The organism is Burkholderia ubonensis, assembly GCF_902833085.1.
GTDB lineage: Bacteria > Pseudomonadota > Gammaproteobacteria > Burkholderiales > Burkholderiaceae > Burkholderia > Burkholderia ubonensis.
Genome location: NZ_CADFEB010000002.1, coordinates 178,254 through 203,186, shown reverse-complemented (window position 1 = coordinate 203,186; position 24,933 = coordinate 178,254). Strand labels below are relative to the sequence as shown.

Sequence of the window (24,933 nt, the reverse complement as noted above, 5' to 3'; positions counted from 1 at the left end):
AAGTAAAGCGGTGCGCCTTAGACCGGCACCTTCTTCAGCATCTCGACGCCGACCTGACCTGCCGCGATCTCGCGCAGCGCGACGACCGTCGGCTTGTCGCGGCTTTCGATCTTCGGCGTATGGCCTTGCGCGAGCTGCCGCGCGCGATAGGTGGCGGCGAGCGCCAGTTCGAAGCGGTTCGGGATTTGCTTCAGGCAGTCTTCGACGGTAATGCGAGCCATGTTGGGTAATTCCTTCTGAATATAGTGCTTATTCTACCTTATGTCCCTCGACACTCGCCGTCATTCCGCGTGCGGCTGGTGGATGCCGAGCTCGATGAACAGCTCCGCATGTCGCGCGTACTGCGAAATGAAGCGCTGGCGCGTCGCGGCGACGATGCATTCGAGCTCGGCAAGCGCGCGATCGAAGTTCTCGTTGATCACGACGTACTCCGCTTCCGATGCGTGCGCCATCTCGCTGCCGGCCGCGAGGAGACGCCGCGTGATCACGTTCGGCTCGTCCTGGCCGCGCTTCTTCAGGCGCTCCTCGAGCGCGTCGAGCGACGGCGGCAGGATGAAGATGCCGACCGCGTTGCGGAACTGCTTCTTCACCTGCTGCGCGCCCTGCCAGTCGATTTCGAGCAGCACGTCGTGGCCGTTCTTCATCTGCTCCTCGATCCACACGCGCGAGGTGCCGTAGTAGTTGCCGTGCACTTCCGCGCTCTCGAGGAATTCGTGCGCGGCGTGGCGCGCGCGGAAATCGTCGACGGTCGTGAAATGATAATGCTGGCCATCCTGCTCGCCCGGACGCGGCTTGCGCGTCGTGTACGAGATCGACAGGCAGATATCCGCGTCCTTCGACAGCAGCGCGTTCACCAGCGTGGACTTGCCGGCGCCCGACGGCGCGACGACCATGAACAGGTTGCCGGGATAGACGCCGCCGTGCAGCGCATGCGCGGCGTGGCCGTCGTGGGTGAATTCGGTCATGTTGCGTTACTCCAGGTTTTGCACTTGCTCACGCATCTGCTCGATCAGCAGCTTGAGCGCCATCGACGCATCGGCCAGTTCCTTGGCCGCCGCTTTCGAGCCGAGCGTGTTCGCTTCGCGATTCAGTTCCTGCATCATGAAGTCGAGACGCTTGCCGACGCGGCCGCCCTTCTCGATCACGTGACGCGTTTCGTTCAGGTGCGCGGTGAGCCGCGACAGCTCTTCCGCGATGTCGATCCGGATGCCGTACATCGTCACTTCCTGACGAATGCGCTCCGCCGCTTCCTCGCGCGACACGATCGGCGCGCTGCCTTCCGGCGCCGCGATGCCGAGCGCTTCCTGCAGCCGCTCGACGATCTTCTGCTGATGCTTCGCGATCAGCTCCGGCACGAGCGGCGTGATGCGCGCGACGATCGCCTCCATCTCGGCGACGTTCGACAGCAGCATCGCCGCGAGCTGCGCGCCTTCGCGCGAACGCACGACGACCAGCTCGTTGATCGCTTCCTTGCCGCACGCGAGCACCGCGTCGCGGATCGCGTCGGCCGACACGCCGCTTTCGGCGATCACGCCGGGCCAGCGCAGGATCTCGCCCGCGCGCAGGCGGCCGACGCCCGGGAACGACTCGAGCACCGTGCGCTCGAGGTCCGCGAGCTGGCCGAGCGCCGCCTGGTTCAGCGCGCCCGCGCCGATGCTCTGCTCCCCGCGCTGCAGGTTGATGCGCACGTCCACCTTGCCGCGCGACAGCTTGTTCATCAGCATCTCGCGCAGCGCGGGTTCGCACGCGCGCACGTCGTCGGGCATGCGGAAATTCAGGTCGAGGAAACGCGAGTTCACGGTTCGGAATTCGACCGACACGCTGGTGCCGCCGTTGCCCGTCGCCGCTGCGAGTTCGCGCGTCGCGCTCGCGTAGCCCGTCATGCTGTAGATCATGGTTCGTCTCGCCGTCTGAATGCCCTCGCGGGCCGGGAATAAGTCGAGGCGCCCGGCGCATTCGCAAGCGCGGGGCGGGAAACGCGCATTATCCCATTTTTGCCGGCCACCCCGCCCGGCGCCGCCGCCGTTCGGCGCTAAAATCAGGGTTTCCTCCCTGCCATCTTTCCCTCATGACGCAATCCACTTCCCGGCCGAGCGGCCGCCGCGCCGACGAACTCCGCAAGGTCGCCCTCACGCGCCACTACACGAAGCACGCGGAAGGCTCCGTGCTGGTCGAATTCGGCGACACCAAGGTGATCTGCACGGCGAGCGTCGCCGAGCGCGTGCCCGAATTCCTGCGTGATCGCGGGCAAGGCTGGCTGACCGCCGAATACGGCATGCTGCCGCGCGCAACGCATACGCGCAGCGATCGCGAAGCGGCGCGCGGCAAGCAGACGGGCCGCACGCAGGAAATTCAGCGCCTGATCGGCCGCGCGCTGCGCGCGGTGTTCGACCTGGAGGCGCTCGGCCCGCGCACGATCCACATCGACTGCGACGTGATCCAGGCCGACGGCGGCACGCGCACCGCGAGCATCACCGGCGCGTTCGTCGCCGCGCACGATGCGGTGTCGAAGCTGATCGCCGCCGGCAAGCTCGCGCGCTCGCCGATCACCGACCACGTCGCCGCGATTTCGGTCGGCGTGTTCGAGGGCACCCCGGTGCTCGATCTCGATTACCCGGAAGATTCGCGCTGCGACACCGACATGAACGTCGTGATGACGGGCGCGGGCGGCTTCGTCGAAGTCCAGGGCACCGCGGAAGGCGTGCCGTTCTCGCGCGACGAGATGAACGCGCTGCTCGACCTGGCGCAGAGCGGGATCGGCCAGCTCGTGCGGCTGCAGAAGGACGCGCTGGGTGTGAGCCATGTCTGACGATCGCATCACGCCGCCGCTGTCGCGCATCGTGCTCGCGTCGAACAATGCGGGCAAGCTGCGCGAATTCACGGCGATGTTCTCGACCGTCGGCATCGACGTGATTCCGCAGGGCGACCTCGCGGTGCCGGAAGCGGAAGAACCGTACCGCACGTTCATCGAGAACGCGCTGACGAAGGCGCGGCACGCGGCGCAGCTCACCGGGCTGCCGGCGATCGCCGACGATTCGGGGCTGTGCGTGCGCGCGCTGCGCGGCGCGCCGGGCGTCTATTCGGCGCGCTACGCGCAACGCGCGGGGCTCGAGAAAGGCGACGCGGCGAACAACGCGCATCTCGTCGACCAGTTGCGCGACGTCGCCGACCGCCGCGCGTACTACTGCTGCGTGCTCGCGCTCGTGCGTCATGCCGACGATCCGGAACCGATGTTCGCCGAAGGCCGCTGGCACGGCGAGATCGTCGACGCGCCGCGCGGCGCGCACGGATTCGGCTACGACCCGTATTTCTACCTGCCGTCGCTCGGCGCGACGGCGGCCGAGCTCGAGCCGCCGGTGAAGAACGCGCTCAGCCATCGCGCGCTCGCGCTCAAGGCGCTGCTCGCGCGGCTTGCGGAGGCAGCATGAGCCAGGCCGCGGACACCGGCGCGCGCGTCGTCGCGACCTTCACGTCGCCCGGGCAGGTGCGGCTGACGTCGCTGCCGCCGCTCGCGCTGTACGTGCATTTCCCGTGGTGCGTGCGCAAGTGCCCGTATTGCGATTTCAACTCGCACGAATGGAAAGGCGAGCAGTTTCCGGAGACCGAGTACCTCGACGCGTTGCGCGCCGATCTCGAGCACGCGCTGCCGCTCGTGTGGGGACGGCAGGTGCATACCGTGTTCATCGGCGGCGGCACGCCGAGCCTGCTGTCCGCAGCCGGCCTCGACCGCCTGCTGTCCGACGTGCGCGCGCTGCTGCCGCTCGACGCGGATGCGGAAATCACGCTCGAGGCCAATCCCGGCACCTTCGAAGCCGCGAAGTTCGCGCAGTTCCGCGCGAGCGGCGTGAATCGCCTGTCGGTCGGCATCCAGAGCTTCAACGAGACGCACCTGAAGGCGCTCGGCCGCATCCACGACGCCGCCCAGGCGCGCGCGGCCGTCGAGGTCGCCGCGAACACGTTCGACAACTTCAATCTCGACCTGATGTTCGCGCTGCCGAACCAGACGCTCGACGAATGCCGCGCCGACATCGAGACCGCGCTGTCGTTCGCGCCGCCGCATCTGTCGCTGTATCACCTGACGCTCGAGCCGAACACGCTGTTCGCGAAGTTTCCGCCCGTGGTGCCCGACGACGACGCGTCCGCCGACATGCAGGAGTGGATCCACGCGCGCACGGCCGAGGCCGGCTACGAACGCTATGAAGTGTCCGCGTATGCGAAGCCGCATCACCAGTGCAAGCACAACCTGAACTACTGGCGCTTCGGCGACTATCTCGGGATCGGTGCGGGCGCGCACACGAAGCTGTCGTTCCCGAACCGCATCCTGCGGCAGGCGCGCTACAAGCATCCGGCGACCTTCATCGAGCAGGCGCTGGCCGGCACGCCGGTCCAGGAGGAACGCGAAGTCGGCGCGCGCGACCTGCCGTTCGAATTCATGCTGAACACGCTGCGGCTCGTCGAGGGCTTCCCGGTGCACAGCTTCGCCGAGCGCACGGGGCTGCCGATGAGCACGATCGAGCCGGCGCTGAAGGAAGCGGAACGGCGCGGGCTGATCGCGCGCGATTTCGCGCAGATCGCGCCGACGCCGCTCGGCCAGCGGTTCCTCAACGACCTGCAGGAACTGTTCCTGCGCGACGATTGAGCATGACCGCAAAGCATGGGACCGGAGCAAGGACTGATGTGCCGACTCCGGTCGACAGGGGCGGCATTTCGGTTACAATGCCGCCTCGTGGAAGCGTGGCCGAGCGGTTTAAGGCACTGGTCTTGAAAACCAGCGACGGGCAACTGTCCGTGAGTTCGAATCTCACCGCTTCCGCCATCCTGCATTCGAAGAGACGGCCAAGAACGATGTTGCCGCCATCGCCGTCTCCCGAAGACGACGCGCCGATTCATCCGTTCGCACCGTGCTCGTTCCCCGAGCGGCACATCGTTCACGATGCGTATGCGAGCACCGGTCCTTGCGACGAGATCGCCCGCGAGTCGCACCGTTCAACACCCGATTGAAACGCCAGAACATTGCCGTCGAACCTGGACTGCAGTTTCTCCGCTGCGTAGGCGCGCGTCGATGCAAACAAGCTGTACGACGCGTCGTTACCATCCAGGCAGACGTTGACGAGCGATTTGGCGACGAGCTCTCCGATACTGTCGAACAAGGCGTCCCGCGACATCCTCACGTCGCGCGCCGCATCACACATCGATTCGAAACTGAACGGCTCTTCGAATTTGTGCAACTGCATCAGCAACGTCCGGCCGAGGTCACTCAATAATTCGAAGCTCACGTCGAGGGCTGCACGCAGACCGCGGTGTCGCGGGGTAGCGGTTCGATAGCCGCCCGACAGCAGCGACAAGGCATCATCGAGCCGGCGACGCACGCCGTCGACGCCGAGCATCTCCACGCGGCCGGCGGCCAGTTCGATTGCCAGCGGGATGCCATCCAGCCGGCGGCAGATTTCGCCGATTTGCTCGAGCTCAACGGCGTCAGGAGCGAGCTTCCAGCCGGCCACATGCGCATGGTGAACGAACAGTTGGACAGCGGGACTCTCGAGTAGCCTGTCACTGCGATCGGCTTGGCCCGGCACGCACAGCGGAGGGACCTTCAAGACCACTTCGTTCCGGATGCGCAGCGCTTCGCGGCTCGTCACCAGGAACCTTACCATTGCCGTTCCGGCGAGGACCGACTCCACGACGTGCGCGACGATGGAAACCACATGCTCGACGCCATCCAGAACGAGCAGACGCGAAGACGAGGAGATCGCTGCCCTTAGAGACTCGACCGTCGCAACATTGCCGATCGCCCCGACACCGCACGCATTCGCAATCGACTTCAGGACGTCGCACAGGGTGACGTCGGATGCCAGATCGACAAAAGACACCGTTTCTGCGTCCACCGACATCGCGCCGTGAGCGACTTCCAGCGCAAGGCTCGACTTTCCCACCCCGCCGTGGCCCGTCAGTGTTACGACGGGGCCGCGCTTCAGCGCGGCAAACACGTCCGCCACCAACGTTTCGCGCCCCACGAACAGGGAATTACGACGCGGAATCGGCATCGGCTCGGCCGCGGAGGTCTCGCCTGCATCAGCGTCGCGTGACGACGCCAGCCGGTAGCCACGGCGTGCGACGGTGACGATGAGGTCCCGGTCAGCCCCGAGCGCCCTGCGCAGGGCCGAGATGCTGACGTCGATGTTGCAGTTCTCCACAATGACGTCCGGCCAGGCCGCTTCCATCAATTCCGCTCGCGTCACCACGCGGCCACGCGCGGATGCGAGTGCAACGAGAACGTCGATCGCGCGCGATCCGAGACGCACGGCGTCGCCGTTCAGGAGCAGGCAGCGCATGTTCATATCCAGTTCGAATCGTCCGATTCTCATGATGTCTTTCTCCTGCTTGAAGGACACGGACATGAGCGCCCTGCCCCAAGGTGGTTTGACGGATGAAATCTATGCTTCCGTATATCGAACGAAGCCTGCGCCATTGGATATCCAATGGCCGTCAGCCATGGAGTACGCACTTGATGACGCTGCACGCGTGTCTCAGTGCGGCATCGGTCGGGATAGTCTCGGCCAGTCCGTCGAACACGACGAAGTCGTGTATCGTGCCCAGATAGCGAACCGCGTTGACCTTGACGCCTGCTCGCATGAGATTGCGAGCGTATTCCTCCGCATCGTCGCGAGAGACGTCGTTTTCCGCGGTGATGATGAGCGCCGACGGCAGGTCTTCAAGCTCGTCGGCTCTCGCAAGAATGGGCATTGCCGTTTTATCCGACAGCGATTCCGCGGGAAATTGCGCGTCGATGAACGCCTCGAGCGCATGCGCCGTCATTCCCGGACCGCTCGAATACTGGCGATATGACCGCGTTGTCGGATTCGCGGACAGGATCGGACAAATCAGCACCTGCAGCCGAAGGGCCGGTCCGCTTCGGTCCCTGGCCAGAAGCGCGGTAACGGCCGCCATGTTGCCACCGGCGCCATCACCCACGACGGCCATTGCGCGGCTGTCTATCCGCAGCGCCTTGTCGTTCCGAACGACGTATTGCAGCGCGGCGTACGCTTGTTCGTTCTGAGCCGGGTAGCGGACATCCGCCGCAGACGAATAGGCCACAAATGCGACCGCGACGCCTGCCTCGACGGCAAGACGGCATACGAGCCTTCGATGCGTCGCGTAGCTCGCCATACGCCACCCTCCGCCAGGAAAGTACACGACTGCAGGCAGAGGCTCCTGTACACCGAGCGGACGCACGATATGCACGTCGACCGTGCCCGTGTCGGTCCGCAAAGCGTGGTGCTCGACTGTCACCGGGGTTGGGTCGCCCGACCGGTCGTCGGAGTCGCGACATTCCGGGAAGTTCGGACGCTCGATCAGGAGCCTGTCCGGATGCAAGCCGGCCTCGGCGGCCAAATCGAGAAACTGCTGCGTCTCCGGGTCTAGAACCGGGTGTGACGACCAGGGTGTCGTCAGGTCCGCCGGGGTCGATTTGGCGGAAATTGAAAGCGAGCTGTCATTCATCACGGCGCACATCCATGAGTAGGCTGTTGGGAAAACCCGATGGCTGTCCAGACACGGCGTCTACTGCCCGCCTCACGCCTGGAGCGACCTCGAGCTCCGGTACGCCCATTCTCGAAGAGACATGCCCCGAAGGCTCAGTTAACCTTAGTTAAGAGGTGTTAGCGATGCCGCCGCAACGCCGCCGCATCCCCTTCAGAACCCTCGCGTCATCGTCATGGCGGGGATAGCGTCAACCCGCATGGTCACGGAGTGCGCCACGGAACCATGACGGCGCGTCGAGACGGCCATCGGCAATCAGCGCGTCGGCACTGGCCTTGCAGCCCGCACTCGCAAAGACTTCCAATTGCATCGGACTCGCGCCGGCCGGCGCGACCGGCCGACCTTCGAGGACGGCATCAAAGCCTTCAGCCCACTTGTCCCAGTGGGTCAAGCCTCGCCGCTTGGTCCGCTCGCGCAGCCTGTCCGTGAGCTCTCTGGCCATCCCCAGCTCGCCGGACCATGTCGCCACCGGAATGGCGCCAATCGCGAGACCGTAACAGATCGACAGGTCATGGTCGACCGACAGGGCCAGCTCGGCGCATTCCCGCGCAAGCGCGAGCGCCTCGTCCGCCAAGCCTTGTAACCAGAGTACCCGCATGTGCAGCGACATGCTCGCGATCCGGCCGTCAACCTGGGCATGATTCGCGTGGTCTGCGCGAATGGGGTCCTCATCCCGCGCGATGACGCCCTCAATGAGCGCACGAGCCCTTGCCTGATCGCCCAGGAAATGATGGGAAAGCGCAAGCATGTGGTCCGCCGTCTGATTCAGCGCAAGTTCCGTCGTGCGCGCCGCCATCGATTTGAACCTGTCCGCGAACGCCAGACTCTCGGTGTAATGACCCGCCAGGATGCGCTGCGCCCAGATGCCCCACAGCGCACGCAGCGCCAGCCCCTCGTCGCCGGACCGTTCGGACGCCGCGTAGGCCTGCTCGAATGCACGTGCCATCTCCGGAGTCGGCCCTCGCGTGTGCCACAGCGCATGTCCATAGGCTGCAAGCAACTCGATATGTTGAGCGCTTCCTGCCCGCTCCGACACTTCCACTGCCGCGATGGCATGCTCCGCCATGCCGAGGAACTCGTGCGGCAGCGACAGATGGAACCAAAGCGGCGCGGTGACGATCACCAGATTGATCGCAAGTTCGGGCGTGCCCGCCTGGTCCGATGCCCATTCGAACGCCGCACGAATATCGTCGATGCGCTTGCTATGCAGGGCAAGCCACTGCCGCGGCGCCTTGCCTTCCCACGCAGCCACGGGGTCGGCAAAGACGGCGCAGCAATGCGCCGCGTGTCGACGCCTCACCTCGCCGGCTTCGTTCGCTTCGACCAGCCGCACGTGCGCATAGTGGCGCGTCGTGTCCAGAAGCCGGTAGGGCAGATCGGAATCATCGACGTCGCGGGCGATGAGCGACTTGGCAACGAGCCCCGTGGTCGCTTCGAAGACGGCAAGCTCATCCAGGTCGGCGCAGCCGGCCACCGCGGCGGCTTCGCTCATGCCAAACGACGACCGCATGACCGACAACCGGCGCAAGACCTGCTGCTCCCGAGGCCGCAGGAGCTCGTAGCTCCAGTCAAGCGTCGCGCGCAGCGTCTGCTGCCTCGGCAGCGCAGTCCGGCGCCCTTGCGTGAGCAACGCGAAGCGGTCATCCAGCCGCGCCGCAATGGCGTGCACGTCCATCAGGCCGACGCGCGCCGCGGCAAGCTCGATCGCCAGCGGAATGCCATCCAGACGGCGACAGATATCGGACACCGCGCCGATGTTCCTGTCGGTCAGCTCGAACGTGTCATCGGCAGATTTTGCGCGGTCATGGAACAGTGAAATCGCCGGGTACTTCGCCGTTTCATCCGTGCCGACCCGAACGCCCGCCTCGGGAGACGGCAGCGCCGCAAGCCGATGCACCGACTCGCCATCCGCGCGCAACGGCTCCCGACTCGTCACCAGCAGATGAATGCCGCGCGCGCCCTGCAACAGTTGCTCGGCGACTTGAGCGACCGCGTCTACCAGATGTTCGCAATTGTCCAGGACCAGGAGTATCGGCGTGTCGCCCAGCGCGCGAATCAGGTCGGGTATCGGGTCGCCGGTGGACACGGCGACACCGGCCGCCGAAGCGACGGTACTCGCTACGCTAGCGCCGTCGGAAACCGGCGCAAAATTCACGAACAGCGCCTGGATGCCGGTCCGTTCGGAAAACCGATGTGCAATCGCGACCGCCACCGTGGTCTTGCCCATGCCGCCGGGGCCCGCAATCGTCAACAGCCGACGCAGGGGCAACTGCTCGGTCAGCCCGGCGATGACGTCGTCCCGGCCAATGACGCGAGCCAACGTAACCGGCAGTGCGCGTCCCCCGAGCCCTGCGGTCCGAGCTGCGCCGGCCGCCGCGAGCGCCGGTTGCGGCAAAGCCGAGCGACTGACGGGCACCGCGAATCGGTAACCCCGCCCCATCTCGTTCACGATGTATCGAACGTCGGAATTGCCGTCGCTCAGCACTTTGCGCAAAGCCGAGAGGTGCACCCGGAGCGCCCCCTCGTCGACCACGCTGTCCACCCACACCCGGTCGCACAGTTCACGCGTCGACACCAGCGCCCCCGCACTTTCGACCAGTACGACGAGGATGTCGAGCGCCCGACTGCCAATGCGAACCTCCTCTCCATTTCTGGTGAGTGTGCGCTGGGGAAAGTGCAGGGAAAACAGCCCGAATGTCAGGCTAAACGGTGCAACCATCGAACCACCATGCAGGTCATCAGTAGTAGGCCGCTTGCGGGCGTTGTCCTCAGCTCCGTGCGGCGCCGCCGGTTTTGTCGAATTTTTACCCAGCGGCGCCGCGCCGCCAACTTAAATGACCTGAAATCACGCGCCCACCGACCTTGCAGACTGCTTTCACGCATGAAACCAATCGCATTAACGCTTCCGCAAGCGTCTTACGATACTTAACGACTCGTAACTCGCCGTGGCTTCGCCGACGCCCCAATATTCGCTCCATGCAACCTGACTTCATCACGGAGCGCGTCATGGAACGTCTGAAAGCGTTAGAAATCTTCAAAGCGGTCGTCGAGCACGGCAGCTTCACCAAGGCCGCGGATGCCACCAACGTGCGCGTTCCGTCGGTCAGCCGTGCCGTGCAGGACCTCGAAACCCTGCTGGGCGTACAGTTGTTCAATCGCACGACGCGCAAAGTGAGGTTGACGTCGGTCGGGCACACCATTCTGGAACATGTGACGGGTGTGCTGGACAGCTACGAAAGTCTTGCTCAGGTCGGCGCCGATTCGCTGACGCTGTGCGGCGACCTCCGCATCGAAGTACCTGCCCTCTTCGGCATGGCGCAACTGGGGCCCATCGTCCATGGCTTCATGCGCGAGCACTCGAAGGTGCGGGTCGACGCGCGCCTTGTGGACAACGGCAGCGAATTGCTCGGCGAACTCGCCGACCTCGCGATCGTTGTCGGCCGCCAGGTACCGGCGTCCCGCATTGCTCGTCCGCTTGCGCCATTGAGCGTCGGCATATATGCAACCCCGTCTTACCTCGCGAAAAGCGGTATGCCGACAAGTCCGCAGGACCTGCCGGCAGAACGATGCATGACCGCGCTCGCGAATGACGGCCCTGCCGGACTGCCGGTAAGCCATCGCGCGACCGGCGCGCAGGCCGCGCTCGTCGCTCGCAGCCCCTTCCGCTCGAATTGCCCTGGCGCGCTGATCGCCGCGGTGCTGGAATCGGAAGGCGTCGCCGTTCTGCCCGACCACATCGCTCGCGGCCCCGAGTCGCGCGGCGAGCTTGTCCGGATCTTGAACGACTGGGAGACCGAGCCATTGCCGGCGTTCCTGCTTTATCAGGCACGACGCAATCAACCGTTGCGTGTTCGGAAGTTCATCGAGCACATCCTTCGAAGTCTCGGCCCCCATTCGGACTCGGTCCAAACCACATCGGACCTGGACCATCGCGCCGTTTCGCTCGCGCCGCTGCGCGCGATTCCGTCCGACCGTCGCGCACTTCACGCCGCTTGAGGCATCAGAGAGCAACCGCACCATGACGAATCACATCATCTCCGATTTTCTGACGACAACATCCCGCTATCTGGGAACTGACCTGCGCCTCCGAAACCGGCCATTCCGAAGCGACCGCGGCATCATTGATTTGCCCGTCAGCCGCGGCATGTGGGTCGCACCGGTCGACGCGCACCCTGTTTCAACCGGGGTGAGGCCCGTACCAAGCATGGGTGCCCCTTTGGGACTCCATCCGTATCCTGTTGATTTAATATAAATTCCCCTTACGCCGTCGAATCTCACCGCCTCCGCCGAAACATCCCGCCCGCGTGCAGCGTGGCGGGATTTTTCATTGCGCGACCGCAGCCTTCGTTCGATTCCCATCGATGCCGCGCCGGCACCCTCGCCACGCCGCCCTGGCATTGCGTCGATCGCGCGGCCGCCGGCCGGCCGCAACGCGCCGCTGCCATGCTCGCCCTCCTCCGCCATCGCCTAGAATTCGGATCAGAACGGCGACACGAACGCCGCCGCGCATTCGCTGCCGCACGGGCTTACCCGCCCGCGCCGCACACGGAGACCGCCATGTCCGAACAGTCGACCCCGATCCGCCACGTCGATTACTACGAAGGCTTCGAGATCCATGTCGTGCCGACCTCGATGCCGGGCAACGACACGCGCTTCACCTATACCGGCTACGTCTGCCATCCCGGCGCGAATCCCGCGCTGCCCGGCCACGCCGTGCCGTTCCACGCGGACGGCGAGGAAAGCTACTCGACCGTTGACGAGGCCGTCCACGAAGCCGTGCATATCGGCAAGAGCATCGTCGACGGCACGCATCCGGACCTGTCGGTCCTGTCGCTCGTCACGCACGGGTATTGAGCGGCACGGCACGCGCCGCCTGACGATCAGCCGACAGGCGCGTCACGCGTCATCAGCCGTCGCAACCACGCGCGCCGCGCGATATACGTTTGTCCCGATGTCGCGCGATCCATCGCGCGACTATCATTTGTCTATCGTGTTCCCCGGCGCCACGCCATGTTCGCCATCCCCCTGTCAGGCGTCGTCCGGTTGCGTGTTGCCGCCGCGGCCGCCGTCGCCATGCTCGCTGCCTGCACGATCACGCCGCCGCCCCCGCGCGCGGTCCTGACGATCCCGTCGGTCATCCGCAGCGCCACACTCGCCCAGTACCGCACCGAAGTTGCCGAACACGTCGCCGAGCGCAATCCGTCCGGCGTGTTGCGCGGCACGCCGCAGGCGATGCTGCGCTCGCTCGTCGTGCTCGCATTCACGATCGATCGCAGCGGCCAACTCGTGCACGCATCGGTATACCGCAGCAACGGCGACAACGAGGCCGAGTCGCTCGCGCTCGCATCGCTGCGGCGTTCGGCGCCGCTGCCGCCGCCGCCCCCGAAACTGCTCGACGGCAACGGCCACGTGGAGCTGATGGAAAGCTGGCTCTTCAACGACAACGGCAAGTTCCAGCTGCAAAGCACCGCGTCGGCGCAGGCGCAAACGATCGACTGAAGCCGCGCGCGATTGCCTGCGCTCGGCAGCGCTGGCTATAATTTTCCGCAATCGCCGCGGCCATCACGCCGCACGCGGGCTCGCGCCTCACCAGGCACACGAGCCGATCACGGCGGCGACTATCCGTCTCCAGCGTCGACCGGCGGGCGACGATCCGCGCCACGGCGCGCATCCATGCCGCCACCTTCTCGCGCTCGACGGTCCGGGCAGGCGTCCGCTTGCGTGGCCGCGTGCATCACCGGGCGTTCATCAAGACCAAAAACGGAGACATCCATGTCCGCATCCCCACCGGCCGTTGCGCACGCAACCAATGCGGCCGGCGCCGTCAGCCACAAGCGCATCGTGTTCGCGAGCTTCATCGGCACCGCGATCGAGTTCTACGATTTCTACGTGTACGCGACCGCCGCCGCGCTCGTGATCGGCCCGGTGTTCTTCCCGCACGGCTCCGCGACCGCGCAGGCGCTTTCCGCGTTCGTCACGTTCGGCATCGCGTTCATCGCACGGCCGATCGGCTCGTTCCTGTTCGGTCATTTCGGCGACCGCGTCGGCCGCAAGTCGACGCTCGTCGCGTCGCTGCTGGTGATGGGCCTGTCCACCACCGCGATCGGCCTCGTGCCCGGCTACGACGCGATCGGCACGCTCGCGCCGGTGCTGCTGTGCGTATTGCGCTTCGGCCAGGGCATCGGCCTCGGCGGCGAATGGGGCGGCGCCGCGCTGCTCGCGACCGAGCACGCGCCGCGAGGCAAGCGCGGCTGGTTCGGCATGTTCCCGCAGCTCGGCCCGTCGGTCGGCTTCCTGATGTCGAACGGGCTGTTCTTCGCGCTCGCGCTGTCGCTGTCCGACGCGCAGTTCCGCAGCTGGGGCTGGCGCATTCCGTTTCTCGTGAGCGCGGTGCTCGTCGCGCTCGGCCTGTACGTGCGGCTCAAGATCGCCGAGACGCCCGCGTTCCAGGCCGCGCTCGAGCGCAACGAGCGCGTGCGCGTGCCGGTCGCGACGCTCGTCACGCAGCACTGGCAGCCGACGCTGCTCGGCGCGCTGGCGATGGTCGTCTGCTACACGCTGTTCTACATCTCGACCGTGTTCTCGCTGTCGTACGGCGTCGCGACACTGCATATCCCGCGCCAGAGCTTCCTCGGCCTGCTCTGCCTCGCGGTCGTGTTCATGGGGCTCGCGACGCCGCTGTCGGCGTGGGCGTCGGACCGCTTCGGCCGCCGGCCGGTGCTGATCGCCGGCGCGATCGCCGCGCTGCTGTCGGGTTTCACGATGGCGCCGCTGCTCGGCAGCGGCTCGATGCCGCTCGTCGCGCTGTTCCTGACGCTAGAGCTGTTCCTGATGGGCGTGACGTTCGCGCCGATGGGCGCGCTGCTGCCGGAACTGTTCCCGACCAACGTCCGCTACACGGGCGCGGGCGTCGCGTACAACCTCGGCGGGATCCTCGGCGCGTCGATCGCGCCGTACATCGCGCAGTTGCTTGCCGCGCAAGGCGGCCTGTCGTGGGTCGGCGGCTATGTGTCCGTCGCGGCGGCGCTCAGCCTGCTCGGCGTGCTGCTGATGCGCGAGACGCGCGACACGGCGCTCGTCTGACGCTGCGGGGCAACCCGGCTTGTGCCGCGGGCGGCGCCGCCTATACTCGATGGCGGGCGCGCCGCCTGCCGCGCCGCCATCGCCACGGAGCCGCCCCCCATGAGCATCCGCCTCGCCAATGCCGACCTCGTGCTGATCCTGTCGCTCGCGCTGGGCGGCGCGTTGCTGCTCACGCTCCGCTTCCGGCCGAAAAGCTGGCTCGGCCTCGTGTTCGAGGCGCTCGTCGCGAATGCGGCGGCCATTGCCGCCGTGCTCGCGTTCGAGGCACTGCTCGCCTGAGCGTGCACCGGCGCGCGGCCGCTCAGGCCGCCTGCGCGTGCATCGGCGCGCCGAAAGCCGGACCGACCGAGTCGATTGCCTGCAGCGCGTCGTCGACCGACGGCGCGGCGCCCACCTCGCCGATCGACACGGCATGCGGCGCGCCGCCGATGCCGCAGTGCTCGGGCGATGTGTCCACGAAGATCATCACGGTCGGCCGCCGCAGCGCGTGCGCCATGTGGACGAGACCCGTGTCGACACCGACCACCAGTGCGGCCCGGCCAATCGCCGCGCCGAGCTGACGCACCGACATCGCGGGCAGCACGATTGCCCCGGGCGCACGCGCGGCGATTTCCTGAGCGACCGCGTGCTCCGCCGGCGAGCCCCACGGCAGCAACACGCGCATGCCGCGCGCCATCATCCGCGTCGCAACCGCCGCCCAGTGCCCGACCGGCCATCGCTTGTCGTCGTTCGACGTGGCATGGAACATCAGCATGAACGGCCCGCCGTCGGTCACGGCGGCAGGCAGGCACGCATCGTCGGGCGCGACGATCCCGTAATCGGCGGCGCCCTGCGGCGCGTAGCCGAACGCCTCGCCCGCACTCACGCGCATCCCGTGCCAGGCGTCGCATGCGGGCCGCGGGCCGAAATGGTCCGAATACGCGAAGCGCGCGCCCGATTCGCCGAGATCCTGCGTCTGATAGCCGACGCGGCGCGCGGCACGCGCCAGCGCCGAGATGATCGCGCTCTTGTAGACGCCGTGCAGGTCGATGACCGCGTCGTAGCGGTGCGCGCGCAACGCGCTGATCGAGGCCCAGATCGCCTTCAGGTCGGCGCCGCCGCGCAGCTTCTTGAACCGCCGCAATGGCGCGCACAACACGTTGCTCACGCCGGGATGCCAGCGCACCACTTCCGCACACGATTCGTCGACGGCCCAGTCGACCGTCACGCCCGGAAACGCGCGATGAAGGTCGGCGACCACCGGCAGGGTCTGGACCACGTCGCCGAGCGACGTCACTTTCACGATGAGGATGCGGTTCACGTTTATGTTCGAGTTGCGAGAGCGGGGAATTTAGGGATACTAGTGAAGCCCGGACGACATGAGGACTACATTTAAATTACATTTGTAACAACGTGTATCTTGATTGTGACGATTTGTTACGCACGTCCCGGCGCGGTTTCCTTTTTATAATCGGTCCTTTGCCGACGGCCGCGCCGATGCAACGTTCCCAGCCATTGTTTCCCGCCCTCACCCGCCGCACCCAGCGCCTGTGGCGCCAGTACGGCGTGTTCTGGCTTGGCGCGATCGCCGTCGGCCTGACCGCCGTGCTCTATGCGCGGCTGATCGACTGGGGCTACGACACGTTCCGCACGCTGCGGCAGCACGCGCCCTGGCTGCCGTTGCTGCTGACCCCTGCGATCGCAGCCGGCTCGGTCTGGCTGACCCGCCGCTTCTTCCGCGGCGCGGAAGGCAGCGGCATCCCGCAGGTGATCGCGACGCTGCACGCGCGTCCCGGCGCGTTCGGCGCGCGGCTGCTGACGCTGCGCATCCTGTTCGGCAAGATCCTGCTTTCGTTCTTCGCGATCCTCGGCGGCTTCACGATCGGCCGCGAAGGGCCGACCGTGCAGGTCGGCGCGGCGCTGATGTTCAACCTGCGGCGCTTCTATCCGCGCTCGAACGCGCAGATCGAGCGCCAGCTCGTGCTCGCGGGCGCGGCGGCCGGTCTGTCGGCCGCGTTCAACACGCCGCTCGCCGGCATCGTGTTCGCGATCGAGGAGCTGACGCGCAGCTTCTCCGCGCGCGCGAGCGGCGTGCTGATCACCGCGATCATCATCGCCGGCGTGGTCGCGCTCGGGCTGAACGGCAACTACACGTATTTCGGCACGATCGACGCCGGCGCGCATTTCCCGAAGCTGCTCGCGGTCGCGGTGTTCGTCGCCGCGGTCGTGACCGGCGTCGCCGGCGGGCTGTTCTGCTGGCTGCTGCTCAATACCGGCCGCTGGCTGCCGGCGCGGCTGCTCGCGCTGTATCGCGAGCGGCCGATCGCGTTCGCCGCGCTGTGCGGCTTCGTGATCGCCGCGGTCGGTCTCGTGTCGGGCGGCACGACGTTCGGCAGCGGCTATGCGGAAGCGCGCGGCATGCTCGACGGGCGCGAGCAATTGTCCGTGCTGTATCCGTTCCTGAAGATGGTGTCGATGGTCGCGTCTTACCTGCCCGGCATCCCGGGCGGCATCTTCGCGCCGTCGCTGTCGATCGGCGCGGGTTTCGGCAACCTGCTGCACATCGTGTTCGGCAACATGAGCCTGCCGGTGCTGATCGCGCTCGCGATGGTCGGCTACCTCGCGGCGGTCACGCAATCGCCGATCACGTCGTTCGTGATCGTGATGGAGATGATCAACGGCCATGCACTCGTCATTTCGCTGATGGCCACCGCGCTGATCTCGAGCCGCGTCTCGCGCTTCTTCGTGCCGCCGCTGTACGAGACGCTCGCGCAGCGCTATCTCGCACCGCCGGCTGCGGCTGCCGCAGCCACCGCCGCAGCGGCGCCGGCCCCGGCAACGTCCGGCGTCATCGCGCCGCAGGACGCGGCCGCCGCACCCGCCGATCCGCTCGATACGCTGCGTGACGAGAATGGCGACGGGCTTGCCGGCGACGAAGCGGCCGGCGGCAAGCCCGCGGCCGGCACGGGGCCGGCCACCGCCGCGGCGAACCCCGCCGCGACGCAAGCCGGACCGCGCGACGCTCAGTAGATCACCACCGGCGCCGGCCGGTAGTAGACGGGACGGGCCGGCACGACGACGCAGCCGGCGAGCGTGACGGCGACGAGCGCGATCACGAATACGGTTCTTTTCATCGCACGTCTCCGTTACGCCCAATGCCCGCGCGTCCAGAACCAGTTCGGACCGCGCTGGTCCCAGTGGCCCGGCACCCAGTGCATGCCGATGCGCTCGGCTTCCCAGCGGCCGCCGATCCATACGTATTGGCCATGATCCCAGTGCCAGTGGCCGCGCTCCCATACGTAGCCGACCCGCGCGTCGGGCACGACTTCATAGCGGACAGGCGGCGGCGCGTTCGGCGCGACGACGACGATCTCTTCCGTGCGCCCGGCGACCGGCTCGGCGATGACGACTTCACCCGGCCGGGTGACGACCGGCGTGGCGACGAGAATTTCATCCGCGCGCGCAGCGAGCGGTACGGCAAGAGCGGACGCGCCCGCAGCCACTGCTGCGAATGCGAGGACAACGCGACGAATCGATGAGACAGCCATTACAACCTCCTGATTGAACAAGCAACGCGAGCTATTCGTTCAATGCGGGAGCAGGGGTTACGGCCGACAGGCGCCGTGTTACGGCGTGCCCGAAAGTGCAACAGGGCGTAAGACGCGCGCGGCGGCAGGTGCCGCCGCGCGGAACGGGAACAACGCGGGTCAGGCTTGCGGAATCTCGATCTTCACTTCGAGCACCTCGAGATCGTCCTGACGCTCGAGGCTCACGCGGATGTCATCGTTCGAAATCTGCACGTACTTCGAGATCACGGCGACGAGCTCCTTCTGCAGCGCCGGCAGGTAGTCGGCCGGCGGCTTGCCGCCTACCCGCTCGTGCGCGATGATGAGCTGCAGGCGCTCCTTCGCGATCGACGCGGACTTCTTTTTCTCGCCGAGGAGAAACGACAGAATGGACATGGGCGGCCTCCGTTACTTGCTGCCGAAGAGGCGCTGCAGCAGGCCCGGCTTCTGGTATTCGGTGAAGCGCAGCGGCTTGTCCTCGCCGAGGAAGCGCCCGACGATGTCCTTGTACGCTTCGGCGACGTCGGTGCCGTCGAGGTGCACGGCCGGCAGGCCCTGGTTCGACGCGTGCAGCACCGCTTCCGACTCCGGCACCACGCCGATCAGCTTGATGCGCAGGATCTCGCTGATGTCCTCGAGCGACAGCATCTCGCCTTCGTTGACGCGCTTCGGGCTGTAGCGGGTGATCAGCAGGTGCTCCTTGATCGGGTCCTTGCCTTCGGTCGCGCGCTTGGTCTTCGACGACAGGATGCCGAGAATGCGATCCGAGTCGCGCACCGACGACACTTCCGGGTTCGTGACGATCAGCGCTTCATCCGCGAAGTACATCGCGTGCAGCGCACCGGCCTCGATGCCCGCCGGCGAATCGCAGATGATGTATTCGAAATCCATCGCGGCAAGGTCGTTCAGCACCTTCTCGACGCCGTCGCGCGTCAGCGCGTCCTTGTCGCGGGTCTGCGACGCCGGCAGGATGAACAGGTTCTCGCACTTCTTGTCCTTGATCAGCGCCTGGTTCAGGTTCGCTTCGCCCTGGATCACGTTCACGAGGTCGTACACGACGCGACGCTCGCAGCCCATGATCAGATCGAGGTTGCGCAGGCCGACGTCGAAGTCGATCACGGCCGTCTTGTGGCCACGCAGCGCGATACCGGACGCGAAGCTCGCGCTCGTCGTCGTCTTGCCCACGCCGCCCTTGCCGGAAGTCACCACGATGATTTTTGCCATTTACCCTATACCCTGTGTTCGTCAATGAGAGCCGATCGATCCGGCGTGCGCCGCGTGCTTCACGTCAGGCGCAGCGGTTCGATCATCAATTTTTCCTCTTCGAGCCGGATCTGCACCGCTTTGCCCAGCACGTCGGCAGGCAGCGGGTTCTCGGTGGTTCGATAGATACCCGCAATCGAAATCAGTTCCGGCTCCAGACACGTGCAGAATATGCGCGCGTCGTGATTGCCGTGCACGCCCGCCAACGCGCGGCCGCGCAACGGCGCGTAAATGTGGATATTGCCTTCCGCAATGATCTCCGCGCCGTGACTGACCGGCGCGAGCACCACGAGGTCTCCTTTCGCATAAACCTGCTGCCCCGAGCGCAACGGCCGATCGACCACGAGCGTCTGACCGCCGGCCGGCGGCTGCGCCGGCTCGGGCGCAGGGGCCGCAGCGGCCGGAACGGCCGCCGCCTCGACGGCAGGCGCAGCGTCCGTGTCGCCCGCGCCCTTCGCCGACGGCACGCGACGGTCGCGCGCCTCGAGCAGCGGCAGGCCAGCCTCGCCCGCCCAGCCCTGCGACGCCAGCGCGACGACGCCCACCGGGCGCATCCGCACGTCGTTGAGCATCTGGCGGATGTCGCCCAGCGCCACGCGCTCGCCTTCCGCGAGACGACGCACGTCGATCGCAACGACGTCGTCGGCAAAAAACTCGGGAGTCGCTTCGAAGCGCTTGACCAGCTCGGTGCGCAGCGCATCGAGATCGGTCGTCTTTACGGTAAACAGCAACGTATCGACCGAACCACTGCGCAGCTCGAAGAATGGCGATTTTTTAAGCGACATGGACACTCTGCAAAAAATTTTTGCGTATTTTACAGGCGTCCACGCGGCCAGCCATTATTTTTGGGCGTCGTGCAACAGGCGTGGCGCAACAGCCGTCACGCCGCTGTGTCGGGAATCGGGTGTCGGGCCGCCGCGGCCCGGATGGGTGGGAAGGCGCGCCGGTGCGCGTGAATTGCCGGAGAACCGCAATCGTGCGCGCCGGACCGAGACCGGGCCCGCCTCGAGGGCATGGCCCGTCGGTCAGTGCGTCGCCTGCGACACGAACAGCGTCTTCATCGCGCCCGGCATGCGCGCGATCGGCGCATGCTCGCCGGTATTGCCGAAGCCAGCACGCTCGTAGAAGCGGACCGCGTTGCGGTTCGCGTCGGCGATCCATGCATAGACTTCCTGCGCGCCGCGCTCGGCGAGCCACGCGCTCGCGGTGTCGACGAGCAGCAGCCCGCCGCGCAGATGACGGACCGCATGCGCGACCCACAGCTCGCTCACGAAGGCGCGGCGCTCGGGCGTGTTGTCGAAATACGCGCCGATCATGCCGGCCGGATGGCCTTCCGTGTAAAGCAGGAACGTCGTCGACTGATCGGACGTCGCGCGCTGCGCGGCAATGGCCGCCGCCGCGTCGGCATCGACGTTCAGCAATTCGGCCTCCGGCGCTTCGCCGGGTGCGTAGGGCTCACGCAGCGACGCGGCGCGGAGTTCGCGATACACGTTGCCCTGGTCGGCAGCGATACGACGAACGGTCAAGGTCGAACTCATGCAGGCACAGCCCCCTTCGGACAGCAAGCTATAAGCTTCATCTGAAAGCGGGGCATGAGTCAAATCGTTATTTTCAAATGCCGGCGCAAATCGAAAGGCAACAGGCGTTGCGGACGCCCTCCGGCGCCGCCGTCCGCACGTTGCTGTGCAGGTGCAGCATCGCCGATGCACGCCCGGCCGCGCACGTTGACCGCCGGCTCGCCGCCCGCCCATACCTGGCGCGCCACCTTGGCGGACAGGACCGGACGCGCGCGGACCGGCATGCAAGCCGTCACCGCCACGCCGCCCGCGCGTCGCAGCGACGACCGGAAATCAAACGAAAGCCGCCTCGCGCCGGCGATTTTTATTGCATCGCAACATTTGTTGCGCGGCCCGCAGGCGCCGTACGCGCACAGCCGCCGTCGTGGTTTCGTCTGACGATCACACGGCCTCGCCGGCGCCGCGCGCGATGTGCCGGCCCGTTTCAATCGGCGCGCGACCGCCCTTCCCCGGATGCGCCGGCGGATCCCCGCCGTTTGGAGCATCCCGCCTAGCGCGGGGGTTTGGAAAAGTGCGCGCACGGGTCGTATAACAGGCAGAACCGGGCCATGACCCGGTGCCACGCACACCCATGCGGCGCGGACCAACGACCGGGATTCAAGCAAGGAGGGAGACGATGGCTACGACCGACGGACCGGCCGCGGGCTGGTCGGATGGCAAGCGTTACCTGTGGCTGCTCGGCGCGCTCACGATTACGCTGCCGATCCTCGCCGCCCAGCTTGCGCTGTCGACGGGCATCCACGTGTTCTGGTGGTTCGGGCCGCTGTTCGCGTTCGGCGTGATCCCGATTCTCGATACGCTGATCGGCGACGATCGCGACAATCCCCCCGAGAACGTCGTGCCCCGCCTGGAAAAGGACCGCTACTACCGGCTCATCGTCTATCTCGCGACCCTCGTCGAATACGTCGCGTTCTTCGTGGGCGTCTGGATCGTCGGCACGCATACGCTCGCGTGGCACGACTACGTCGGCTTCGCGCTGTCGGTCGGCACGGCCACCGGCATCTCGATCAACACCGCGCACGAGCTCGGCCACAAGACCAGCCGCTTCGAGCGCCGGCTCGCGAAGATCACGCTCGCGCCGGTCGCATACGGGCATTTCTTCGTCGAACACAATCGCGGTCATCATGTGCGGGTCGCGACCGCCGAGGACCCGGCGAGCGCGCGCTACGGCGAATCGTTCTGGGCGTTCCTGCCGCGCACCGTCACCGGCAGCATCCGCTCCGCGTGGCATCTGGAGCGAACGCGCCTCGCGCGGCTCGGGAAGTCGCCATGGACCTGGCGCAACGAAGTGCTGCATGCGTGGGCGATGACCGTCGTCGTGTGGGGCATCGCGATCGCGCTGGCCGGCAAGGTGGTGGTCCCGTTCCTGCTGATCCAGGCGGTGTACGGCGCGTCGCTGCTCGAAGTCGTGAACTACGTCGAGCATTACGGGCTCGGGCGCGTGAAGCTGCCGAACGGCCGCTACGAGCGCTGCACGCCGCAGCATTCGTGGAACAGCAATCACGTCGTGACGAACCTGTTCCTGTATCAGTTGCAGCGGCACGCCGACCATCACGCGAATCCGACCCGCTCGTACCAGGCGCTGCGCCACTTCGACGATTCGCCGCAGCTGCCGGCCGGCTACGCGACGATGATCCTGCTCGCGTACGTCCCGCCGCTCTGGTACCGCGTGATGAACCCGCGCGTCGTCGCGCACTACGGCGGCAACATGGCGCAATCGAACATCAAGCCGTCGATCCGCGAGAAGGTGCTCGCGCAGTACGGCGCGGCGGCCTGAGCGCCTCGTCGACGCGTTGCGCGCGACGGTGCGGCTTGCCGCGCCGTCGCCCGCTCAGGCCGCCGCCGTTCCCGGCAGCTTGAATACCGCCACCGCGTGCCGCAGCGCCCCCGCCTGCTCGGCGAGCGCCTGCGTCGCGGCCGACGCCTGTTCGACGAGCGCCGCGTTGCGCTGCGTCGCGTCGTCCATCTGCGTGACCGCGATGTTGACCTGGTGGATGCCGCCGCTCTGCTCCTGCGATGCCGACGAAATCTCGCCGACGATCGTCGTGACCCGCTCCACCGCGCCGACGATCTCGCGAATCGATTCGCCCGCGCGGCCGATCAGCGCCGCGCCGGCGTCGACGCGCTGCGTCGACTGATCGATCAGCACCTTGATTTCCTTCGCCGCGGCTGCGCTGCGCTGCGCGAGCGTGCGCACTTCGGCCGCGACGACCGCGAACCCGCGCCCCTGCTCGCCCGCCCGCGCGGCCTCGACTGCCGCGTTCAGCGCGAGGATGTTGGTCTGGAACGCGATCCCGTCGATCACCGAAATGATCTCGCCGACCTTCGCCGAGCTGTCGGCGATGCCGCTCATCGTCTCGACCGCCTGCGCCATCACGCCGCCGCCGGCCGACGCGATGTCGGACGCCTCGTTCGCGAGCTGCGCCGCGTGCTGCGCATGGTCCGCCGACTGCCGCACGGCGCCCGTCAGCTGCTCCATGCTCGCCGCGGTTTCCTCGAGCGACGCCGCCTGCGCCTCGGTGCGCGCGGACAGGTCGTGATTGCCGGACGCGATCTGCGCGCTCGCGGTCGCGACCGACTCGGCGTGTGCGCGCACCTCGAGCACGACGCCCGACAGGCTTGCCTGCATCGTCTGCAACGCGCGCAGCAGGTCGGCGATTTCGTCACGGCCGGCCACGGAGAACTCGCGCGTCAGGTCGCCGTCGGCGACCGCCTTCGCGCACGCGACCGCTGCGTCGAGCGGCCGCAGGATCGCGCGGCTGAACAGGAATGCGCCGATCATCGCGACGACCAGCACGACCAGCATCAGCACGATGCTCGCGATCGTCGCATGCTGCGCATCGAGCCCCGCGCGCTCGGACACCGCCGCGCTCTCGGCGGCGATCGTTTTCGCGGCCCGTTCGAGCAGTTCGGCCGGTTCGCGGTCGACGCCCGCGACTGCCGCATCGCCGGCCGTCGGATCGAAGCCGGCGGCCTTGAAGGCGTCGAAGCCGCGCCGGTAGCCGTCGCCCATCGTCGCGTGCGCGCGCATGAACTGCTCGACGAGCGTGCGGCTTTCGCCGGCGGGCAGTTGCTTGTCGAGCTGCGCGGCGAGCGCGTCGACCGCGCGCTCGCGCGTCTGGAACGCGCTCCAGTACTTGTCGAGCTTGTCGGCCTGCTTGCCGCGCAGCAGCGTGTCCTTCCATTCCTGGACCTGCAGCTTGAACTGCACGAGCGTCGCCGAGATGAGCCGCTCGTTGTTGACGTTCGTCTGCACGTCGTTCGTGAACGTGTCGATCGAGCGATTGAGGATGTGAATGCCGTACAGCGCGCCGGCGAACATCAGCAACAGCGCGACGGCGAACGCGAGGGGAATCTTGTAGCTCAGCTTCATTGGACCTTGAATCGACAGAGAGGGAGCGGCGTCGCGGCGCGGACGCCAGTTTGTCGAAACCTGTTAACGGCGGGCAAGCCGGCGGCTTAAAGTAGACGAAAGCGATCGGCCGGGATCAGGCGCGAACCGCGTGTGTACCAGAGGACAGACAGCAGGCGACTGGCTGCTGCTTCGGCTGGGTGGCGGACGGCTGCGAACCGACGGCGTTTGCCGCAAGCCGGCGCGCGCCGGGCCACATCGGGACAACGCGCCGGTCAGCGCTGATCCGGGACTCAGAGAACGAAAAACCCCTTGATCCTGACGAATCAAGGGGTTGCTCGGAGTCGGCGGAACGATCCATGAGAGTCGGATGGGCCTCGATGATCTTGTTCACGCCGTGCGGACGCCCATCGGGATACTTTACCGGGCAATCCGCCAGATCGTGCAGCCGGGCGATACTTTTACCATTGATCGCATGACCTTCCGAGTCTGTAATAACTCGTCCGCCGTGCGAGGTCGTATCGCCGATCACGATAATCTGCGATGCAATTCGACACCTCGTTCGGAACCGTCG

Annotated in this window: 25 protein-coding genes, 1 tRNA gene and 1 pseudogene; 12 read left to right on the top strand and 15 right to left on the bottom strand. The window is 66.7% G+C overall.

What is annotated here, in order from left to right; genetic code table 11:
* Positions 1–17: 17 nt before the first annotated feature.
* From rpoZ to HWX31_RS04905, 3 genes are read right to left on the bottom strand one after another with little or no spacing between them, the layout of a single operon-like run.
* Positions 18–221 (bottom strand): DNA-directed RNA polymerase subunit omega, encoded by a 204-nt coding sequence (gene rpoZ / locus HWX31_RS04915; protein WP_006025620.1) that lies wholly within the window; start codon positions 219–221, stop codon positions 18–20.
* Positions 222–281: 60 nt separating this feature from the next.
* Positions 282–965 (bottom strand): guanylate kinase, encoded by a 684-nt coding sequence (gene gmk, locus HWX31_RS04910; RefSeq protein ID WP_174965436.1) that lies wholly within the window; start codon positions 963–965, stop codon positions 282–284.
* 6 nt (positions 966–971) lie between these two features.
* Positions 972–1,895 carry a YicC/YloC family endoribonuclease gene (locus HWX31_RS04905; RefSeq protein ID WP_174965437.1) on the bottom strand — a complete coding sequence of 308 codons (924 nt, stop codon included), beginning with the start codon at positions 1,893–1,895 and terminating at the stop codon, positions 972–974.
* 173 nt (positions 1,896–2,068) lie between these two features.
* On the opposite strand from HWX31_RS04905, the gene rph reads away from it, so the two are divergent.
* The 4 genes from rph (at position 2,069) to HWX31_RS04885 (ending at position 4,816) form a co-directional block, all read left to right on the top strand.
* Positions 2,069–2,809 carry a ribonuclease PH gene (rph, locus tag HWX31_RS04900; RefSeq protein ID WP_042583381.1) on the top strand — a complete coding sequence of 247 codons (741 nt, stop codon included), beginning with the start codon at positions 2,069–2,071 and terminating at the stop codon, positions 2,807–2,809.
* Positions 2,802–3,428: an RdgB/HAM1 family non-canonical purine NTP pyrophosphatase gene (rdgB, locus tag HWX31_RS04895; RefSeq protein ID WP_174965438.1), complete on the top strand. Its 627-nt coding sequence runs from the start codon at positions 2,802–2,804 to the stop codon at positions 3,426–3,428. Before rph ends, rdgB begins: the two co-directional genes overlap by 8 nt.
* Complete coding sequence (gene hemW, locus HWX31_RS04890) at positions 3,425–4,639, top strand: radical SAM family heme chaperone HemW (protein ID WP_059631483.1); 1,215 nt, start codon at positions 3,425–3,427, stop codon at positions 4,637–4,639. Before rdgB ends, hemW begins: the two co-directional genes overlap by 4 nt.
* Before the next feature lie 89 nt (positions 4,640–4,728).
* Positions 4,729–4,816, top strand: a tRNA-Ser gene (locus tag HWX31_RS04885).
* A gap of 112 nt (positions 4,817–4,928) precedes the next feature.
* Here HWX31_RS04885 and HWX31_RS04880 read toward each other — a convergent pair.
* From HWX31_RS04880 to HWX31_RS04870, 3 genes are all read right to left on the bottom strand, one after another.
* Positions 4,929–6,398: an ATP-binding protein gene (locus tag HWX31_RS04880; RefSeq protein ID WP_174965439.1), complete on the bottom strand. Its 1,470-nt coding sequence runs from the start codon at positions 6,396–6,398 to the stop codon at positions 4,929–4,931.
* Positions 6,399–6,486: 88 nt separating this feature from the next.
* Positions 6,487–7,500, bottom strand: a complete 1,014-nt coding sequence (locus tag HWX31_RS04875; protein WP_174965440.1) for an alpha/beta hydrolase — start codon at positions 7,498–7,500, stop codon at positions 6,487–6,489.
* Positions 7,501–7,729: 229 nt separating this feature from the next.
* Positions 7,730–10,258, bottom strand: coding sequence for an ATP-binding protein (locus HWX31_RS04870; protein ID WP_174965441.1), 2,529 nt, complete (start codon positions 10,256–10,258; stop codon positions 7,730–7,732).
* Positions 10,259–10,545: 287 nt separating this feature from the next.
* Between HWX31_RS04870 and HWX31_RS04865 the strand changes: the two genes are divergently transcribed.
* The 5 genes from HWX31_RS04865 to HWX31_RS04845 all read left to right on the top strand — a co-directional run bounded on the left by HWX31_RS04865 (position 10,546) and on the right by HWX31_RS04845 (position 14,901).
* Entirely contained in the window at positions 10,546–11,535 is a 990-nt protein-coding gene (locus tag HWX31_RS04865) for a LysR family transcriptional regulator (RefSeq protein ID WP_174965442.1), read from the top strand.
* Between the two features lie 561 nt (positions 11,536–12,096).
* On the top strand, positions 12,097–12,393 hold the full coding sequence (locus HWX31_RS04860) for a hypothetical protein (RefSeq protein ID WP_010091685.1): 297 nt from the start codon (positions 12,097–12,099) through the stop codon (positions 12,391–12,393).
* A gap of 156 nt (positions 12,394–12,549) precedes the next feature.
* Positions 12,550–13,038, top strand: a complete 489-nt coding sequence (locus tag HWX31_RS04855) for a TonB family protein (RefSeq protein ID WP_174965443.1) — start codon at positions 12,550–12,552, stop codon at positions 13,036–13,038.
* A gap of 273 nt (positions 13,039–13,311) precedes the next feature.
* Positions 13,312–14,622 (top strand): MFS transporter, encoded by a 1,311-nt coding sequence (locus HWX31_RS04850; protein WP_174965444.1) that lies wholly within the window; start codon positions 13,312–13,314, stop codon positions 14,620–14,622.
* A gap of 99 nt (positions 14,623–14,721) precedes the next feature.
* A complete protein-coding gene (locus HWX31_RS04845; RefSeq protein WP_174965445.1) occupies positions 14,722–14,901 on the top strand; it encodes a hypothetical protein in 180 nt (59 codons plus the stop codon).
* A gap of 22 nt (positions 14,902–14,923) precedes the next feature.
* On the opposite strand, the gene waaC is transcribed toward HWX31_RS04845, so the two are convergent.
* Positions 14,924–15,922 carry a lipopolysaccharide heptosyltransferase I gene (gene waaC, locus HWX31_RS04840; protein ID WP_174965446.1) on the bottom strand — a complete coding sequence of 333 codons (999 nt, stop codon included), beginning with the start codon at positions 15,920–15,922 and terminating at the stop codon, positions 14,924–14,926.
* Between the two features lie 176 nt (positions 15,923–16,098).
* On the opposite strand from waaC, the gene HWX31_RS04835 reads away from it, so the two are divergent.
* Positions 16,099–17,631 (top strand): chloride channel protein, encoded by a 1,533-nt coding sequence (locus HWX31_RS04835; protein ID WP_174965447.1) that lies wholly within the window; start codon positions 16,099–16,101, stop codon positions 17,629–17,631.
* A 116-nt stretch (positions 17,632–17,747) separates the two neighbouring features.
* On the opposite strand, the gene HWX31_RS04830 is transcribed toward HWX31_RS04835, so the two are convergent.
* The 6 genes from HWX31_RS04830 to HWX31_RS04805 all read right to left on the bottom strand — a co-directional run bounded on the left by HWX31_RS04830 (position 17,748) and on the right by HWX31_RS04805 (position 21,231).
* Positions 17,748–18,149, bottom strand: coding sequence for a YXWGXW repeat-containing protein (locus tag HWX31_RS04830; RefSeq protein ID WP_174965448.1), 402 nt, complete (start codon positions 18,147–18,149; stop codon positions 17,748–17,750).
* A gap of 159 nt (positions 18,150–18,308) precedes the next feature.
* Entirely contained in the window at positions 18,309–18,563 is a 255-nt protein-coding gene (gene minE / locus HWX31_RS04825) for a cell division topological specificity factor MinE (RefSeq protein WP_010091676.1), read from the bottom strand.
* Positions 18,564–18,575: 12 nt separating this feature from the next.
* Positions 18,576–19,391, bottom strand: coding sequence for a septum site-determining protein MinD (minD, locus tag HWX31_RS04820; RefSeq protein ID WP_010091675.1), 816 nt, complete (start codon positions 19,389–19,391; stop codon positions 18,576–18,578).
* 59 nt (positions 19,392–19,450) lie between these two features.
* Positions 19,451–20,215, bottom strand: coding sequence for a septum site-determining protein MinC (minC, locus tag HWX31_RS04815; RefSeq protein WP_174965449.1), 765 nt, complete (start codon positions 20,213–20,215; stop codon positions 19,451–19,453).
* A 240-nt stretch (positions 20,216–20,455) separates the two neighbouring features.
* Positions 20,456–20,968: a GNAT family N-acetyltransferase gene (locus HWX31_RS04810; RefSeq protein WP_059802550.1), complete on the bottom strand. Its 513-nt coding sequence runs from the start codon at positions 20,966–20,968 to the stop codon at positions 20,456–20,458.
* 59 nt (positions 20,969–21,027) lie between these two features.
* The gene (locus HWX31_RS04805) at positions 21,028–21,231 is read right to left on the bottom strand and encodes a hypothetical protein (protein ID WP_174965450.1); all 204 of its coding nucleotides are present in this window, start codon (positions 21,229–21,231) and stop codon (positions 21,028–21,030) included.
* Here HWX31_RS04805 and HWX31_RS04800 point away from each other — a divergent pair.
* Positions 21,230–21,385, top strand: coding sequence for a hypothetical protein (locus tag HWX31_RS04800; RefSeq protein WP_174965451.1), 156 nt, complete (start codon positions 21,230–21,232; stop codon positions 21,383–21,385). The genes HWX31_RS04805 and HWX31_RS04800 overlap by 2 nt on opposite strands.
* Positions 21,386–21,623: 238 nt before the next feature.
* On the top strand, positions 21,624–22,784 hold the full coding sequence (locus HWX31_RS04795; RefSeq protein WP_174965452.1) for an alkane 1-monooxygenase: 1,161 nt from the start codon (positions 21,624–21,626) through the stop codon (positions 22,782–22,784).
* 54 nt (positions 22,785–22,838) lie between these two features.
* On the opposite strand, the gene HWX31_RS04790 is transcribed toward HWX31_RS04795, so the two are convergent.
* Positions 22,839–24,380, bottom strand: a complete 1,542-nt coding sequence (locus HWX31_RS04790) for a methyl-accepting chemotaxis protein (protein WP_174965453.1) — start codon at positions 24,378–24,380, stop codon at positions 22,839–22,841.
* Between the two features lie 340 nt (positions 24,381–24,720).
* Positions 24,721–24,909: pseudogene (locus HWX31_RS34845) on the bottom strand (PAAR domain-containing protein); the annotation flags it as partial.
* Between the last annotated feature and the right edge of the window lie 24 nt (positions 24,910–24,933).

Excerpts from the sequence above, each read along its gene's own strand:
- rpoZ (WP_006025620.1), bottom strand. The coding sequence starts at position 221 with ATGGCTCGCATTACCGTCGAAGACTGCCTGAAGCAAATCCCGAACCGC.
- gmk (WP_174965436.1), bottom strand. The coding sequence starts at position 965 with ATGACCGAATTCACCCACGACGGCCACGCCGCGCATGCGCTGCACGGC.
- HWX31_RS04905 (WP_174965437.1), bottom strand. The coding sequence starts at position 1,895 with ATGATCTACAGCATGACGGGCTACGCGAGCGCGACGCGCGAACTCGCA.
- rph (WP_042583381.1), top strand. The coding sequence starts at position 2,069 with ATGACGCAATCCACTTCCCGGCCGAGCGGCCGCCGCGCCGACGAACTC.
- rdgB (WP_174965438.1), top strand. The coding sequence starts at position 2,802 with ATGTCTGACGATCGCATCACGCCGCCGCTGTCGCGCATCGTGCTCGCG.
- hemW (WP_059631483.1), top strand. The coding sequence starts at position 3,425 with ATGAGCCAGGCCGCGGACACCGGCGCGCGCGTCGTCGCGACCTTCACG.
- HWX31_RS04880 (WP_174965439.1), bottom strand. The coding sequence starts at position 6,398 with ATGTCCGTGTCCTTCAAGCAGGAGAAAGACATCATGAGAATCGGACGA.
- HWX31_RS04875 (WP_174965440.1), bottom strand. The coding sequence starts at position 7,500 with ATGAATGACAGCTCGCTTTCAATTTCCGCCAAATCGACCCCGGCGGAC.
- HWX31_RS04870 (WP_174965441.1), bottom strand. The coding sequence starts at position 10,258 with ATGGTTGCACCGTTTAGCCTGACATTCGGGCTGTTTTCCCTGCACTTT.
- HWX31_RS04865 (WP_174965442.1), top strand. The coding sequence starts at position 10,546 with ATGGAACGTCTGAAAGCGTTAGAAATCTTCAAAGCGGTCGTCGAGCAC.
- HWX31_RS04860 (WP_010091685.1), top strand. The coding sequence starts at position 12,097 with ATGTCCGAACAGTCGACCCCGATCCGCCACGTCGATTACTACGAAGGC.
- HWX31_RS04855 (WP_174965443.1), top strand. The coding sequence starts at position 12,550 with ATGTTCGCCATCCCCCTGTCAGGCGTCGTCCGGTTGCGTGTTGCCGCC.
- HWX31_RS04850 (WP_174965444.1), top strand. The coding sequence starts at position 13,312 with ATGTCCGCATCCCCACCGGCCGTTGCGCACGCAACCAATGCGGCCGGC.
- HWX31_RS04845 (WP_174965445.1), top strand. The coding sequence starts at position 14,722 with ATGAGCATCCGCCTCGCCAATGCCGACCTCGTGCTGATCCTGTCGCTC.
- HWX31_RS04835 (WP_174965447.1), top strand. The coding sequence starts at position 16,099 with ATGCAACGTTCCCAGCCATTGTTTCCCGCCCTCACCCGCCGCACCCAG.
- HWX31_RS04830 (WP_174965448.1), bottom strand. The coding sequence starts at position 18,149 with ATGGCTGTCTCATCGATTCGTCGCGTTGTCCTCGCATTCGCAGCAGTG.
- minE (WP_010091676.1), bottom strand. The coding sequence starts at position 18,563 with ATGTCCATTCTGTCGTTTCTCCTCGGCGAGAAAAAGAAGTCCGCGTCG.
- minD (WP_010091675.1), bottom strand. The coding sequence starts at position 19,391 with ATGGCAAAAATCATCGTGGTGACTTCCGGCAAGGGCGGCGTGGGCAAG.
- minC (WP_174965449.1), bottom strand. The coding sequence starts at position 20,215 with ATGTCGCTTAAAAAATCGCCATTCTTCGAGCTGCGCAGTGGTTCGGTC.
- HWX31_RS04810 (WP_059802550.1), bottom strand. The coding sequence starts at position 20,968 with ATGAGTTCGACCTTGACCGTTCGTCGTATCGCTGCCGACCAGGGCAAC.
- HWX31_RS04800 (WP_174965451.1), top strand. The coding sequence starts at position 21,230 with ATGCAAGCCGTCACCGCCACGCCGCCCGCGCGTCGCAGCGACGACCGG.
- HWX31_RS04805 (WP_174965450.1), bottom strand. The coding sequence starts at position 21,231 with ATGCCGGTCCGCGCGCGTCCGGTCCTGTCCGCCAAGGTGGCGCGCCAG.
- HWX31_RS04795 (WP_174965452.1), top strand. The coding sequence starts at position 21,624 with ATGGCTACGACCGACGGACCGGCCGCGGGCTGGTCGGATGGCAAGCGT.
- HWX31_RS04790 (WP_174965453.1), bottom strand. The coding sequence starts at position 24,380 with ATGAAGCTGAGCTACAAGATTCCCCTCGCGTTCGCCGTCGCGCTGTTG.